General features: G+C 64.7%; 14 protein-coding genes. 8 read left to right on the top strand and 6 right to left on the bottom strand.

The window, feature by feature from the left end:
• Positions 1-802 (top strand): biotin synthase BioB (gene bioB, locus VMR03_RS00995; RefSeq protein WP_325401381.1); only part of this gene is annotated, 802 nt, incomplete at its 5' end.
• Between the two features lie 138 nt (positions 803-940).
• Here the strand turns inward: bioB and VMR03_RS00990 are convergent.
• Positions 941-1,285 (bottom strand): GIY-YIG nuclease family protein, encoded by a 345-nt coding sequence (locus VMR03_RS00990; protein ID WP_325401379.1) that lies wholly within the window; start codon positions 1,283-1,285, stop codon positions 941-943.
• Positions 1,282-1,857 (bottom strand): hypothetical protein, encoded by a 576-nt coding sequence (locus VMR03_RS00985; RefSeq protein WP_325401377.1) that lies wholly within the window; start codon positions 1,855-1,857, stop codon positions 1,282-1,284. The genes VMR03_RS00990 and VMR03_RS00985 overlap by 4 nt, the downstream gene beginning before the upstream one ends.
• A 257-nt stretch (positions 1,858-2,114) precedes the next feature.
• Here VMR03_RS00985 and VMR03_RS00980 point away from each other — a divergent pair, with 257 nt between their 5' ends.
• From VMR03_RS00980 to VMR03_RS00970, 3 genes are all read left to right on the top strand, one after another.
• Positions 2,115-3,416, top strand: coding sequence for an adenosylmethionine--8-amino-7-oxononanoate transaminase (locus tag VMR03_RS00980; RefSeq protein WP_325401375.1), 1,302 nt, complete (start codon positions 2,115-2,117; stop codon positions 3,414-3,416).
• 238 nt (positions 3,417-3,654) lie between these two features.
• A complete protein-coding gene (locus tag VMR03_RS00975; RefSeq protein WP_325401373.1) occupies positions 3,655-4,335 on the top strand; it encodes a ParA family protein in 681 nt (226 codons plus the stop codon).
• Positions 4,336-5,232, top strand: a complete 897-nt coding sequence (locus tag VMR03_RS00970; protein WP_325401371.1) for an SPOR domain-containing protein — start codon at positions 4,336-4,338, stop codon at positions 5,230-5,232.
• Positions 5,233-5,266: 34 nt separating this feature from the next.
• On the opposite strand, the gene VMR03_RS00965 is transcribed toward VMR03_RS00970, so the two are convergent.
• The 4 genes from VMR03_RS00965 to VMR03_RS00950 all read right to left on the bottom strand — a co-directional run bounded on the left by VMR03_RS00965 (position 5,267) and on the right by VMR03_RS00950 (position 10,427).
• The gene (locus tag VMR03_RS00965; protein ID WP_325401369.1) at positions 5,267-6,073 is read right to left on the bottom strand and encodes a SprT family zinc-dependent metalloprotease; all 807 of its coding nucleotides are present in this window, start codon (positions 6,071-6,073) and stop codon (positions 5,267-5,269) included.
• 188 nt (positions 6,074-6,261) lie between these two features.
• Entirely contained in the window at positions 6,262-7,503 is a 1,242-nt protein-coding gene (locus VMR03_RS00960) for a polyhydroxyalkanoate depolymerase (protein ID WP_325401367.1), read from the bottom strand.
• 160 nt (positions 7,504-7,663) lie between these two features.
• Complete coding sequence (gene leuA, locus VMR03_RS00955) at positions 7,664-9,367, bottom strand: 2-isopropylmalate synthase (RefSeq protein ID WP_414693138.1); 1,704 nt, start codon at positions 9,365-9,367, stop codon at positions 7,664-7,666.
• A gap of 406 nt (positions 9,368-9,773) precedes the next feature.
• The gene (locus VMR03_RS00950) at positions 9,774-10,427 is read right to left on the bottom strand and encodes an SCO family protein (protein WP_325401365.1); all 654 of its coding nucleotides are present in this window, start codon (positions 10,425-10,427) and stop codon (positions 9,774-9,776) included.
• 153 nt (positions 10,428-10,580) lie between these two features.
• Between VMR03_RS00950 and VMR03_RS00945 the strand changes: the two genes are divergently transcribed.
• The 4 genes from VMR03_RS00945 to VMR03_RS00930 form a co-directional block, all read left to right on the top strand.
• The gene (locus tag VMR03_RS00945) at positions 10,581-11,213 is read left to right on the top strand and encodes an ankyrin repeat domain-containing protein (RefSeq protein WP_325401363.1); all 633 of its coding nucleotides are present in this window, start codon (positions 10,581-10,583) and stop codon (positions 11,211-11,213) included.
• Between the two features lie 69 nt (positions 11,214-11,282).
• Positions 11,283-12,368, top strand: a complete 1,086-nt coding sequence (locus VMR03_RS00940; RefSeq protein WP_325401361.1) for an MBL fold metallo-hydrolase — start codon at positions 11,283-11,285, stop codon at positions 12,366-12,368.
• A gap of 77 nt (positions 12,369-12,445) precedes the next feature.
• Positions 12,446-13,843 (top strand): ActS/PrrB/RegB family redox-sensitive histidine kinase, encoded by a 1,398-nt coding sequence (locus VMR03_RS00935; RefSeq protein ID WP_325401359.1) that lies wholly within the window; start codon positions 12,446-12,448, stop codon positions 13,841-13,843.
• A 137-nt stretch (positions 13,844-13,980) separates the two neighbouring features.
• On the top strand, positions 13,981-14,483 hold a 503-nt coding region (locus VMR03_RS00930; RefSeq protein WP_325401357.1), incomplete at its 3' end, for an ActR/PrrA/RegA family redox response regulator transcription factor.

The raw sequence follows: 14,483 nt of genomic DNA, 5'->3' as shown, positions 1-14,483 counted from the left end.
TTGCGGCTATTGCTCGCAGAGTTCGAAATTCGAGACCGGCCTCAAGGCGACGAAGCTGATGGAAGTCGAGCGTGTGCTCGAGGAAGCGCGCAAGGCCAAGGAAGCGGGCGCCTCGCGCTATTGTATGGGCGCCGCCTGGCGTTCGCCCAAGGACCGCGACATGGACGCCGTCTGCGCCATGGTCGAAGGCGTGAAGGCCATGGGCATGGAAACCTGCATGACGCTCGGCATGCTCTCGGTCGAGCAGACGCTGCGCCTGAAGGATGCGGGCCTCGATTATTACAATCACAACATCGACACGTCGGAAGATTATTATAAAGAGATCGTCACGACACGGACCTTCGCCGACCGGCTCGAAACGCTGGCGCGCGTCCGCGAGGCGGGCATCAATGTCTGCTCCGGCGGCATCGTCGGCATGGGCGAAGGCAAGGATGACCGCGTCGGCATGCTCGTTGCGCTCGCGAACCTCCCGGAACATCCGCAAAGCGTGCCGATCAACCAGCTGATGCAGGTCGAAGGCACGATGCTCGGTCATTCCGAAGAGATCGATCCGATCGATTTCGTGCGGACCATCGCGGTCGCCCGCATCATCATGCCGAAATCCGTCGTGCGTCTTTCTGCCGGGCGCGAACACATGTCCGAGGAAACGCAGGCGCTCTGCTTCCTCGCCGGCGCAAATTCGATCTTCATCGGCGAGAAGCTGCTGACGACCAAGAATCCGGAAGCGGACAAGGATGCGCGCATGTTCGAAAAACTCGGCCTCGAGCCGATGCCGGCGCATAGCTGTCCGTCGGAGAGGTAGGTCTACCCCTTCTCTTTTTCCGTCATGCGCGGGCTCGACCCGCGTATCCACGCCTTTAGCAGAGAAATCAGGGAAGAAAGACGTGGATGGCCGGGCTCGATCCGGCCATGACGGTTGTGGGTTGGGCGTCAGTCTTCCTCACCCCACCGCCAATCCCGCCCCAAGCGTTGCGCGCCAGTGCTGCAGCCGCTCCTTCAATATGGAGTCGAGCAGGTAGCCCGTCAGATCCTCGTCCTCGATGCGCTCGACGATCTCATAGGCGAAGGACGCCTCGCCTTGCGCATTCCAGACCGATTGCAGCGCCTTGTTCGGATGCGTGCCCATGCGCAACGTGAACCAGATACCGTTCTGCTGCGCATCGAGATTGCGGCTCGGCGCGACCCAGACCTCGCCCGTCGTGGCGCAACGCAGCGCGTAGACGCCGGGCGAGGGCTTCTTCTCCTTGTAGGCCCGGATCAGCTCCTTCTTCCGGTCGCCCTTCATGGCTGGACCTCGCTCGCGCGCGACAATTGACGCGCGACGCTTGCCGACAGTCGATCGCGCGCGGCCGGATCGCGCGGGCGGACCCAGTCGTGGCCGATCAGCTCCCAGTCGGGATCGCCGGCATCAATGCCCTGATCAGCCAGCAACCCTGCGTCGCAGATCACGAACTGGCTTCTATAGGGAAAGAGAAAGCGCTGCGGATGTGCGGCGAGCGAGGCTCGCGCTTCCTCATAGGTCGTGAACCAGAGATTGAGGAAGAAGGAGGCGCGCAGGCCGAAGAGCTGCTCGGGATTGAAGGCGGTCCGGAGGCGGGCATCCGCTTCGGCCTTCATGTGCCGCCAATCGTCGAAGCCCGCCTCGACGGCGATCGCGTCGAGCGCATGCTTGTGCTGCACACGGTCGCGTTCGGCGAGGATGTCTTCGGGCGATTTCGCGGCCCAGTAAGCGGCGCGGCGGATGCGGGCGGCGGCCCGCAGCGCGAGCGTCGGCTCGCTGCCGCAAAGCCGCTTCAACAGCAAGGTCGCCTTGCGTTTCGAGATTTCGATGTCGTGGAATGGCCTGTCACCGCGCACGGACTTCTCCTGTTTTCACGATTGCCATCTGTCCGAACGACGGCAAGCAAACTGGAGTACGGCGTCAGCGGTCGACGATCTTCATCGCGGAAGCGAAGGTGGGAGGCCCTTTGTCGGACGGCGGCGCCCCTCGCGGCACCGGCGCGCACTATAGGCCGACGGCGCGGCGCTTGCCAACCGGCGGGTGTCGTCTTCTTGCCACCCCTGATGGAAATCCGGCTATGTTGCGCCCAGAAAAATCGCCAGAAAGCGACGCCATGCCCTACCCGCCCCGCAATCCGCTGCTGAACGACGTGCCGCGCTGGCTCGAGGACGGCGCGAAGCATCTCTGGCTGCCTTATACGCAGATGCAGACGGTGCCGATGTCGCTCCCGGTCGTGAAGACGGAGGGCGTGCGGCTGACGCTGGCCGACGGGCGGGAACTCATCGACGGCACCTCGTCCTGGTGGACGGCGGCGCATGGTTACAACCATCCGCATATTCGCGAGGCGGTGACGGCGCAGCTCCAGAAGATGCCGCATGTGATGCTGGGCGGACTCGCGCATGAGCCGGCGCTGACGCTCGCGACGCGGCTGGCGAAGCTCCTGCCCGGCGATCTCGGTCACACCTTCTTTTCGGAATCGGGTTCGGTCTCGGTCGAGATCGCGATGAAGATCGCGGTGCAGTACTGGATCAATTCCGGCGTGAGGGGAAAGAAGCGCTTCGTCTCCTTCCGCGGCGGCTATCACGGCGACACGCTGGCCGCGATGTCGGTCTGCGATCCCGACGAGGGGATGCACACGCTCTTCAAGGGCGCCATCGCCGAACAGCTCATTACCGATCTGCCGGTGGACGACGAGACGGAAGCGGCCCTCGACAGGTTCCTTGCGGCCCATGCGCATGAAGTCGCCGCCGTGATGACCGAGCCGCTGGTGCAGGGCGCCGGCGGCATGATCTTCCATGAGGCCGAGGTGCTGAAACGGCTCCGGCGCCTCTGCGACAAGCATGACGTGCTGCTGATCCTTGACGAGATCTTCGTCGGTTTCGGACGCACGGGCTCGATGTTCGCCTGCGAGGCGGCCGGGATCGTGCCCGATATCGTGACGCTTTCGAAGGCGCTCACGGGCGGCACCCTGGCGCTCGCGGCCACCGTCGCGCGGACGAAAATCTTCGAGGCCTTCCTCAGCGACGATCCGTCGAAGGCGCTGATGCACGGGCCGACCTATACCGGCAATCCGCTCGCCTGCTCGGCGGCCAACGCCTCGCTCGATCTCTTCGAGAGCGAGCCGCGTCTGAAACAGGTCGGGCGCATCGAGGCGCAGCTGACGCGCGAGCTCGAACCCGCCCGCGAGATCAAAGGCGTGCGCGACGTGCGCATCAAGGGTGCGATCGGCGTCATCGAACTCGACGCGATCTCCGACCTCAACGGCATGAAGCGGCGCTTCGTCGAGGAAGGCGTCTTCATCCGCCCCTTCGGCCGGATCGTCTATACGACCCCGCCGCTCGTCATCGGCGAGGAGGACCTCGCCCGACTGACCTCCGCGATGCTCAAAATCGTGGCAGAGGCGGCGGCGCGCTGACGGGGAGGCGGGTGTGCTTCCAGAGTCACTGTCAGTTGTATGGCGCTCCCGATCGCGAGCTACATGTTGAGCCATTTTGGGTCACACACTAATCTCGGTCGGGGGACTGATTCGGGACCCCATCTGCCGTCCGAGCAAATCGGTGGGTCATGTGGGCGCGAGGGGCGAGCGCCTCCGGGACCGCGGCAGGATTTTGCGTCGTCACGCGCGGTCGCCCGCTACTCGATACGGGGTACTCATGCACGTCATAGCGTTTGCGTCTCAGAAGGGCGGGTCCGGCAAGACCACGCTTGCCGGCCATATCGCTGTCGAGGCGGAGCGGCGAAACGAGGGACCGGTTGCACTCATCGACACCGACCCGCAAGGTAGTCTTTCGCAGTGGTGGAACGCGCGCGACGCGGAACGGCCTTTCTTCGTGCGCTCCTCTCATGAAGGGCTCGCGGCCGACCTCAAGCGGCTCAAGGATGGCGGCGTCCGCCTCGTCATCATCGACACACCGCCCGCCATTACCTCGACCATCGCCCATGTGATCGGGCTTGCCGACATGGTCGTGATCCCGACCCGGCCGAGCCCGCACGATCTCCGGGCCGCCGGCGCGACCGTCCGGCTCTGCGACGAGGTCGGCAAGCCGCTGGTCTTCGCGGTCAATGGCGCAAGTCCCCGGGCTCGCATCACGACCGAGGCGGTCATCGCCCTTTCGCATCACGGCCCGGTGGCCCCGTCGATCGTCCATCAGCGAATCGATTTTGCCTCGAGTATGATCGACGGCAGGACCGTCATGGAAATCGCCTCCCAGACCAAATCGGCCGAGGAAATCGGCGAGTTGTGGTCGTTTTTGAGCGATCGCCTGCACGGACGCGAGACATCTCCGTTTGCCTCGGGTAGTTTCGCGAACGATACGCTCAGAGGTGCCGCATAAATGTCAAAGAAGCCTGCTTCGCTCACCAGCGACCTGCTCGCGCGCAAGGGAGAGGCCGAGCCCCTCTCCATCGATCCGAGTGCGCGCATGTCGCTGTTCGCGGGGACGGACTTCTCGCCGGGCGGCGGACCCGGCCGATCGGATGACGAGCGGCCCGAGCCGCCGGAACCCGAGATCATCTACACGGCGGAGGAAACCTCGTCGGGCAGCGGCGGCACACGGCTCATTATCGGCGCCGTGCTCGGCGCGATCGTCATTGGCGGCGTGCTGCTGACGCTGTCGAGCAAGACGGATCGCGGCGTCGCTCCGGTGTCTCCCGACATCACGGCCGAAGCGCCGCCCGCCACCCAGCCCGCGCCGCAAGCGGCCGAACCTGCCGCTCCGCAGGCAATGGCGTCGCAATCCGCGCCCGCGCCAGAAACGCCGGCGGCACCGGACACGACCGTTCCCGAGGACATCGTTCCTCGTGCCGCCGCTCCTCAAGCCACGGTTCCGCAGACGCCCGCTCCGCAGCCCGTCGTTCCGGAGGCGGCCACGCCCGCTCCGGCGCTTCGGCCCGGCGGCGAGGCCTCGAGCCCCGCGCCGGCTCCCGCGATGGAAGACGCGGCGCCCGTCGCACCTGCCAAGGCGCAAAAGCCCGCGTCCGGCGGCGCCTATGTGGTGCAGATTTCCGCGTTGCGCGACGAGAAGAGCGCCCGGACCGCCTGGGCGCAGCTCGGCAAGCGCTTCCCCGCCATCCTTGGCGGCCATGCGCTCGATATCGAGAAGGCCGATCTCGGCGAGAAGGGAACCTATTACCGCGTCCGCGCGGCCGGCTTCACGAGCAAGGCGGCGGCGCAGAGCGCCTGCGCGAAGCTGAAGTCGGGCGGGCAGGACTGCATGGTGAAGAAGCGCTAGCTCCCCCGCCCCCGGCCCGTTTCAGGCGGCGCACCTAGTCTTCCGCATCGTCATCATCGTCGTCAAAAGCGCCGAAGGGATCCGCACCGTAGCGGTGCAGGCCCGGCCCGTGGATCTCAAGCCACTTCTTTGCCGTCTCGTAGTTCGGGATGGCCTCGGCGACAAGCGCCCAGAAGCGGGGTCCATGGTTCATGTGCCGGAGATGCGCGACCTCATGGGCCGCCACATAATCGAGCACATGGCCCGGCGCCATGACGAGACGCCAGGAAAAAGACAATGCGCGGGAATGGGAACACGAACCCCAGCGGCTCGTCTGATCGCGCATGGTGATGCGCGAGGGGCGGACCTCGAAGGCTTCGGCAAAACCCAGCGCCTTCTCGTTGAGTTCGATCCGCGCCTGCATCTTCAGCCAGTCGGTGACGCGCCGCTGGACGAAGGAGGGATGGCCGGTGACGCGGATTTCCGGCAGGCCGCCCGTGTCGGCCGAGCGCACCCGCCAGACGGGACCGCTGCCTTCGGCGTTCGCCCGGCGGGACCCGACGTGGCGGATCAGATGCTCGCGGCCCCGGAACGGGATGCACGAGCCATGCTGGAACGGCACCGGCGGCGGCACATGTTCGAGCCGCTCGGCGATCCATTCGCGCTGTTCATGGGCGAATTTCAGCGCATTGGCCATGCCCCGCTTCGACGGCGAGGTGACCTGAACCGAACCGGCGGCGAGATCGACGCGAACGATGATGCGCCGCGCGCGCGGATTGTGGGTGGCGGTGACGGGGACGGTGCGCCCGTCGATGTCGAGATAATCGATGTGAAGCGGAATGGGCTTGGCGCGTCTGGACATGGGCTGGCGAACTCTTTCACCACGGGCGCGGCGCGATCGGCGCCGCACGCGATCGGCTCTCGAGCCTCAGACTCATAGAGTCGAATCGTGACAAGCATGCCATGAACCCCACTCGTCTCCGCAAGATCAATCGGCGGTGCCGACGCATTTAATGCCTGCCGGACACCACTTTTTTTCGATCGGCGGCCCTAAGTGTGGCGCGCGTGCTTCGCCATGAAGGCACGGACGCGCGGCGCGATCTCGGCCTTCCAGCGCGAACCGTTGAAGACGCCGTAATGACCGACGCCAGGTTGCTCCCAATGTTCATGCATCGAGGCGGGCAAGGCGCCGGCAAGCTTGTGGGCGGCCCTGGTCTGGCCGACGCCTGAGATGTCGTCCTTCTCGCCCTCGACGGTCATCAGCGCCGTGCGCCGGATCGCCTCCGGCCGGACCGGGCGGCCGCGATGCAGAAGCTCGCCCTTGGGAAGCGCGTGCTGGACGAAAACCTGGTCGACGGTTTCGAGATAGAACTCGGCCGTCATGTCCATGACGGCGAGATATTCGTCATAGAACTCCCGATGCTTCTGGGCGCTGTCGCCGTCGCCCTCGACCATGTGATCGAAATAATTCCAGTGGGCGTCCATGTGGCGGTCGAGGTTCATCGCCATGAAGCCCGAGAGCTGGACGAAGCCCGGATAGACGCGGCGCAGGACGCCCGGATAGGGCAGCGGAACGGTGGTGATGACGTTGCGCTCGTACCATTCGGTGCCGCGCTCGGTGGCGAGACGGTTGACCTCGGTCGGGCTTTCGCGCGTGTCGATCGGTCCGCCCATCAGCGTCATGCTCAGGGGCGCGAGCGGGTCTTCGCCCTCGTTCATCACCGCGACGGCGGCGAAGACTGGCACGGAGGGCTGGCAGACCGCCAGCACATGAATATCCGGCCCCAACGCGTGAACCATGTCGATCACGTAATCGACATAGTCGTCGAGATGGAAGGCACCCTCGGCCAGCGGCACCAGGCGGGCGTCGACCCAGTCGGTGATGTAGACGTCGCAATGAGGCAGCATCGCCTCGACCGTGCCCCGGAGCAGTGTCGCGTAATGACCGGACATCGGCGCGACGATCAGGAGCTTCGGCTGATCGAGACCTTTCACCGCCGAGGGCTCGCGCTCGAAATGGATGAGCTTGCAGAAGGGCTTTTCCCAGACGATGCGCTCGACGACGGGAACCGGCTTTCCGCCGATCTCGGTTTCGTCGAGGCCGAATTTCGGTTTGCCGTAGCGCCGCGTCACACTTTCGAAAAGGTCGAAAGCCGCCGCCATGGTCTTGGCGCCGGGCGTTTCGCTGAAAGGATTAAGCGGATGACGAAGCGCCCAGAGGCTCAGCTCGGCGGCAGCCCGCAGCGGCATGACGGCAGCGTGGTTGAGCTCGTAGAGCTGGTACAGGACCATCTGGCGACCTCTCGGCCTCTCCTTGTTGCGGTGCAATAGGATATAGGCAGCGATGCGACGCGCGGCGAAGAAAATCTTCGATGAAAATTCAAGCCATTGAGAATAAACGCTTTTCAGTCAGGCGGCGGAGAGGCCGATCAAGGTCTCTCCGCCCTGTCCCTCACTTCGCGACAGCCATCTTGCCGTTGAAGCGGGCCTTTTGCTCGGCCGCCGAATAGCGTTTTGCCACCCGATTTGCTCCGCTCACCACGGCCTTGAAGGAAGCCGTGATGATGTTCGGGTCGATGCCGACGCCGAAGATGTCGCCGGGCACACCGTCTTCCGCGACCTCGACATAGGCGACCGCCTTCGCGTCGGCGCCATGGCCGAGCGAATGCTCGTCGTAATGGCGCACCTGCACCGGCACGGCCAGTGCCTGCATCAACGCATCGATCGGACCGTTGCCGAGACCCGTCAGCGTTTCCTCGACGCCGAAGCGGCGTATGCGGAGCTTCACGCCCTGCTTGCCGTTTTCGTCGAAGAGCGTATGGCTCACATATTCGAGCGGACTTTTCACCGCCAGATATTCGCGCTCGAATATCCCGTAGATATCGGCGGCGGTGACTTCCTTGCCGGTGTCGTCGGTGACCTTTTGCACGGCGGAGGAAAACTCGACCTGCAGCCGGCGCGGCAAGGCGAGGCCGTATTCGGCTTCCAGCAGATAGGAGATGCCGCCCTTGCCGGACTGGCTGTTGACGCGAATGATCGATTCATAGGAACGGCCGACATCCGCCGGATCGATCGGCAGATACGGCACTTCCCAGATGTCGCCTTCCTTGCGCGCCGCGAAGCCCTTCTTGATCGCGTCCTGATGCGAGCCCGAAAAGGCCGTGAAGACGAGATCGCCGACATAGGGGTGGCGCGGATGGATCGGCAACTGCGTGCAATATTCGACCGTGCGCGCGATCTCGTTGATCTGCGAGAAGTCGAGACCCGGATTGACGCCCTGGCTGTAGAGATTGAGCGCCAGCGTCACCAGATCGACATTGCCCGTGCGCTCGCCATGACCGAAGAGACAGCCTTCGATGCGGTCGGCCCCCGCCATCACGCCGAGTTCGGCGGCGGCCACCGCCGTGCCGCGGTCGTTATGCGGATGGAGCGAGATGATGATGCCGTCGCGGCGCTTCAGGTTCCGGTGCATCCATTCGATCTGGTCGGCATAGACATTGGGCGTCGCCATTTCGACGGTGGCCGGCAGGTTGATGATGACCTTGCGCTCGGGATTGGCGTCCCAGACTTCCGTCACCGCATCGACGACTTCCTTGGCGAAGTCGAGCTCGGTGCCGGAGAAGACTTCGGGGCTGTACTGGAAGGTCCAGTTCGTTTCCGGCTGCTTTTCGGCCAGCTCCCTGATCTGGCGCGCGCTTTCGGTCGCGATCGCCTTCACGCCCTGCTTGCCCTGGTTGAAAACGATTTCGCGGAAGTTCGGCGCCGTCGCATTGTAGAAATGCAGGATGGCGTTCTTCGCGCCCCGGAGCGAATCCATGGTGCGGGCGATGAGTTCGGGACGCGCCTGCGTCAGCACCTCGATATGGACGTCGTCGGGCGCCCTGCCTTCTTCGATCAGCTTGCGGATGAAGCCGAAATCGGTTTCGGAGGCGGCGGGAAAGCCCGCCTCGATATGCTTGAAGCCGATGCGAACCAGCATCTCGAACATGCGCAGCTTGCGGTCTGCATTCATCGGCTCGAAGAGAGCCTGATTGCCGTCCCTGAGGTCGGTGCTCATCCAGATCGGCGGCGTCGTGATGACCTTGCTCGGCCACTGGCGGTCCGGCAGGTCGATCGGCGGAAAGGCGCGGTATTTTTCGGCAGGGTTCTTCAACATGATGTCTGTCTCCAGGAATAAGCGAAAAGCGTGGCGGAGACGTGCTCAAGAAACACGGGACTGCCGGACTGCCACGGGCGCAAGGTCCGGCAGCCGGAGATAAGTCGCAAGCTCGAATTCATGTTCATGGCGGTTCGCCGACAGTCTTGGCGCGAGCGGCTCTCGGCGCTGGCGCGATGGACAAAAGGTTCGGAAGCTGTGGGTGAGGTGGTGTGATGTTCTGCGCTAGGCGCAGAGAAGCCCACGCTCCAGAAGGAGCGCGCGAAGAAGCGCGAGAGTGGCGGGCCGTTTCCTGTCCATGGACGGAAAATAGAGGCGGCGACCGGCTTTCGTCAAGCCAGCGCGGTGGAATAACGCAGATAGGACAGGCTCGCTTCCCTATTGCCAAAGGAAGGAGGCCTATCCCTCAGAGAAAGGACGCGATCTTGTCGGCCATCTGGTCGGGGCTGACGCCGGGCGGGAAGAAGGTCAGGAAGGTGCCGTCCGGGCCCATCAGATAGGCGACGGAGGAATGGTCCATCGTGTAGTCGTCAGCGGCATCCTTGGCGGCTTCGCCTTCGGCCGGTTCTTCCTTCACCTTCTCGTAGAAGACCCGGTATTCCTTCGCGATCGCCGCGATCTGTTCGGGCGAGCCCGAAAGGCCGACGAGGCGAGGATCGAACTGCTTGACGTATCTGGCCATGGCTTCGGGCGTGTCGCGCTCGGGATCGACGGTGACGAAGATCGGCTGCACCTTTTCAGCCCTCGCTCCCAGCTTTTCGAGCGCCGCCGCCATCACCTGCAATTCGGTCGGGCAGACATCGGGGCAGAACGTGAAGCCGAAATAGATCAGCATGAACCGGCCGCGATAATCCTTGTCGGTGACGGTTTTACCGGTCTGGTCGACCAGGGTGAAGGGACCGCCGACCTGCGGTTTGCCCGTCGTCTGGACGCTCGTGCTCGCCTCGCCGTCGGGCGCCTGCCGGCTCACCAGGCGATCGACCTGCGGCGCAAGGGCAATGCCGATAATGGCGGCAAGGACGAGAGCCACGAGAAGGATGATGAGGCGTTGACGCGGCATGTCATTACTCTCCCTTGATTCCGGCGCGCGCATCCCGGCCCTGGGGCGCTTTGGCTTGAACGGAAGGTTCCCGCGGGCCTATAGAAGACTGGCCGCGACGGTTTTTAACCCCTGACAGGGTTTAAGCACAGTCCAAGACGCGAAGGAAATTCCATGGATCAGGCGACGAGCGACGAAATGACACGCGGGGCGGCCTCGAGGAGGCTGCTTCACGCCATGGGCCTTCTTTGCGCCGGTTTCGCGTTGCTCCTTCCGCTCGGCGGAGTTTCGCAGGCTCGGGCCGAGGAGGCGCCGGGCATGAACATGTCGCTGCCCGACAGCGATCTCACCGACGCGGCCAAGGCGGGCGACCTCAGGGCCATTCACGTCGCCGTCATGCGCGGTCTTTCGCCGGACGATGACGGCGTCGACAATGTGCCGGCGATCGTGGTGGCGGCCGAGAACGGGCATCTCGACGCGGTGAAGTATCTGCTCAGCCTCGGCGCCCGGCCGGACGCCCGCGACAAGAACGGCCGCACGGCGCTTTCCGTCGTCGCCCAGTCGGGCCGGGCCGACATCGCCGCCGCGCTGCTCGACGGCGGCGCCAATCCGAACGTGATCGCGGAAAACAAGGATACGGCGCTGCTGATCGCGATCCGCGCTCACCGGACCTCGGTCGTGAAGGTTCTGGTCGATCACAAGGCCGATCTCGAGGACACCGACGTGACCGGCCGCACGGCGACGGATATCGCCGAGGAGCGCCATTACGAGGACATTCTCGCCGTGCTTCGCCAGGCCGGCGGCTGAGACCTGGTTTCTTCTCTTTTCGAGAGAGGCCTTTCCGAACGGCGCGCGCGTCCCTATCTTCTGTGGACGATGGACATATCCGAAAAACCGCCCCGCCGCCCCCGGGTCGGCGCCAAGCTGCGCCGGCGGGGCCATGAAGCCGCCCCGGACGAAGCGGCGCGGCCGTTCCATCATCTGCCCGACGGCACCTTCCGCAATCCGAAAGGCGCGCCCAAACGCAGCCTCGGGCGGCTGAAGCATGCCGGGCCCTTCTTTCTCGAAATGCTGAAGCAGGGCGCGCGGCGGGTCGATATTCCCGAAGGGCATGTGCTGCCGCGCGACGCCGCCGTGCGCCTGCTCGAGGACCATGCGGCGGGCCCGGACGATTTCGTCACCTGGCTCGGTCATGCGGCGTTCCTGCTGCGCATCGGCGGGCTCAACGTTCTCACCGATCCCTATCTCACCACCTATGCGGGACCGGCGGCCCTCGGCCCTCGCCGTTTCGTCAAATGCGGCGTGCCGATGTCGGCGCTACCGCGCATCGACCTTCTCGTGGTCAGCCACAATCATTACGACCATCTCGACGAGCGCGCGCTGGCGCGACTGCCGAACAAGTCGCACATGACCGTGATCGTGCCTTTGCGGCTCGCCTCCTTCTTCCATGAGCGCGGCTTTCCCAATGTCGTCGAACTCGACTGGCACCAGAGCCACAAGATCAAGGGCGTCAAGGTGACGGCGCTGCCGGTGGTGCACTGGTCGCGGCGTTCGGGCTTCGACACCAACCGCACGCTCTGGGCGGGCTTTGCGCTCGAAAGCAAGGAGCACAAGCTGTTCTTCGGCGGCGATAGCGGCTATGCGCCGATCTTCAAGGAGATCGGCGAGCAATACGGGCCCTTCGATACCGCGCTGCTCGGCATCGGCGCCTATGAACCGCGCATCATGATGAAGGAATCCCACGCCAACCCCGAAGAGGCCGTGCAGATGGGCCGCGACCTCAAGGCCCGGCGTCTCGTCGGCATGCATTGGGGCACGGTGCTGCTCACCGTCGAGCCGCCCTTCGAGCCGCCGGAGCGCTTCCGCAAGGCGGGCGCCGAACAGGGCTTCGCGCCGGAAGACATCTGGATCATGGCGATCGGCGAGACGCGGCCGCTCAAGAGCTGGCCCTCGAACCAGTAACCTCCTCCGTAGCTTTGCGTAGATGAGGCGGGCGGCGGCCTGCGCTACACTCCCGCAAAAGAAGCGGGGATTCCATCATGGCTGTTGTCGAAGATCGCGGAAGCATGCGCTGGCTGAGGCGGCGTTTTCTCGCCGGCGGCAATGCGGCGACCGCGAGCGTCGCCGCGGAGGCGGGCCGCGTACGCCTGCAGACGCTGGTACTGCTGCGCTGGCTGGCGCTCGCCGGACAGCTCGCCGCCGTGCTCTTCGTCAATCTCGGGCTCGGCTTTCCGCTGCCGCTCGGCCTCTGCCTTTCGGCGATCGCGGCGTCGGCCTGGCTCAACGTCTTCCTGACCTTGCGCTATCGTTCGACCGTGCGTCTGCCGGACTGGCAGGCGGCGGTCTATTTCGCCATCGACCTCGCGCAGCTCGCGGTGCTGCTTTTTCTCACCGGCGGATTGCAGAACCCCTTCGCGCTTCTCTTCATGGCGCCGGTGACGATCTCGGCGACGACGCTGTCGCTCCGGAGCACCATCGCGCTCCTCACGCTCTCCTTCGTCTATGTGACGCTGCTCGCCTTCTTCCACATGCCGCTCCCCTGGAGACCCGGCGAGCCGTTACGGATTCCTCCGCTCTATCTCCTCGGCAACTGGACCGCGATCGCGCTCGGCCTCGGCTTCATGGCCGCTTACGCATGGCGCATATCGCAGGAATCGCGGCGCATGTCGGCGGCGCTGGCGGCGACGCAGTTCGTGCTCGCGCGCGCGCAACGACTTTCCGCGCTCGACGGACTCGCGGCGGCGGCCGCGCATGAGCTCGGCACGCCGCTCGGCACCATCGCGCTCGTCGCCAAGGAACTTCGCCGGGGCGGATTGAGCGCGGAGGAAATGAAGGACGATCTCGAATTGCTGTCGAGCCAGGCCGAACGCTGCAAGGACATTCTTTCGCGGCTGTCGCGCGAGCCCAAGGGCGAGGACGCAATGTATTCGCGCCTGCCGCTGCATGTTCTCGTCGACGAGATCGTCGAACCGCATCGCGACATGGACGTCGAATTCAAGATTTCGGTGTCGGCGCGCGAAGCCGATGCAGTCGAACCGGAAATCTGGCGGCGGCCGGAGATTCTCTACGGACTTGGAAATTTCATCGAGAACGCGGCCGATTTCGCGCGCACGGAAGTGGCGGTCAGCGTTTCCTACGACCACAGCAGCATCGCGATCTCGATCATGGATGACGGTCCGGGATTTTCGCCCGAGATCATCGAGAAGATCGGCGAGCCCTATGTGACGACGCGACCTCGTGTCGCACGCTCGAACGAGCCCGGCAGCGAGCACGAGGGCATGGGCCTCGGCTTTTTCATCGCCAAGACGTTGCTGGAGCGCTCGCGGGCGAAGGTCGAAATCGCCAATCGCGAGGACGGCAAGGCGGGCGCGCTGGTCAAGGTGATCTGGCCGCGCGAGGCGATCGAGGCGGAGTCGGCCTTTCCCGCCGCCGTCTGAGGCTTGCGTTCCGGGAACGCAAAGTAGGGACTTTCCCTGAGTTGGCCTGCCGCGGCCATTCGTCCTAAAATCGCCCTATCGGGAAAGGCCGTCTATAGTCGGCCCGTTTCGAACGGAAGGAAGAAAGCGTGCAGAAGATGTCTGAAAAAATCGAAGAACAGGGCGCCGTCCCTTTCATCCCCGAGGACAAGACGCTTCTTCTCGTCGATGACGACGTGCCGTTCCTGACGCGGCTCGCCCGCGCCATGGAAACGCGCGGCTACGAGGTCACGACGGCAAGCACCATTCGCGAAGGCAAGGAACAGGCGCGGGCGAAGAAACCCGGTTTCGCCGTGGTCGATCTTCGCCTCGAGGATGGCAACGGCCTCGACGTCGTCGCCGCCGTGCAGGACGCGCGGCCGGAAGCGCGCATCGTCGTGCTGACGGGCTATGGCAACATCGCCACCGCCGTCGCGGCCGTGAAACTCGGCGCGGTCGATTATCTCGCCAAGCCGTCGGATGCCGACGCCATCGAGGCGGCGCTTCTCGCCAAGACCGGCGACAAGGCGCCGCCGCCGGAAAACCCGATGTCGGCCGACCGCGTGCGTTGGGAACACATCCAGCGCGTCTACGAACTCTGCGACCGCAACGTCTCGGAAAC

The sequence above is a fragment of the Parvibaculum sp. genome, assembly GCF_035511255.1.
Classification (GTDB): Bacteria; Pseudomonadota; Alphaproteobacteria; order Parvibaculales; family Parvibaculaceae; genus Parvibaculum.
This window is presented reverse-complemented; position numbering and strand designations above follow the sequence as displayed.

Coding starts and splice junctions, on each gene's coding strand:
- VMR03_RS00990 (WP_325401379.1), bottom strand. CDS start 1,285: ATGAAGGGCGACCGGAAGAAGGAGCTGATCCGGGCCTACAAGGAGAAG.
- VMR03_RS00980 (WP_325401375.1), top strand. CDS start 2,115: ATGCCCTACCCGCCCCGCAATCCGCTGCTGAACGACGTGCCGCGCTGG.
- VMR03_RS00975 (WP_325401373.1), top strand. CDS start 3,655: ATGCACGTCATAGCGTTTGCGTCTCAGAAGGGCGGGTCCGGCAAGACC.
- VMR03_RS00970 (WP_325401371.1), top strand. CDS start 4,336: ATGTCAAAGAAGCCTGCTTCGCTCACCAGCGACCTGCTCGCGCGCAAG.
- VMR03_RS00965 (WP_325401369.1), bottom strand. CDS start 6,073: ATGTCCAGACGCGCCAAGCCCATTCCGCTTCACATCGATTATCTCGAC.
- VMR03_RS00960 (WP_325401367.1), bottom strand. CDS start 7,503: ATGGTCCTGTACCAGCTCTACGAGCTCAACCACGCTGCCGTCATGCCG.
- leuA (WP_414693138.1), bottom strand. CDS start 9,367: ATGTTGAAGAACCCTGCCGAAAAATACCGCGCCTTTCCGCCGATCGAC.
- VMR03_RS00950 (WP_325401365.1), bottom strand. CDS start 10,427: ATGCCGCGTCAACGCCTCATCATCCTTCTCGTGGCTCTCGTCCTTGCC.
- VMR03_RS00945 (WP_325401363.1), top strand. CDS start 10,581: ATGGATCAGGCGACGAGCGACGAAATGACACGCGGGGCGGCCTCGAGG.
- VMR03_RS00940 (WP_325401361.1), top strand. CDS start 11,283: ATGGACATATCCGAAAAACCGCCCCGCCGCCCCCGGGTCGGCGCCAAG.
- VMR03_RS00935 (WP_325401359.1), top strand. CDS start 12,446: ATGGCTGTTGTCGAAGATCGCGGAAGCATGCGCTGGCTGAGGCGGCGT.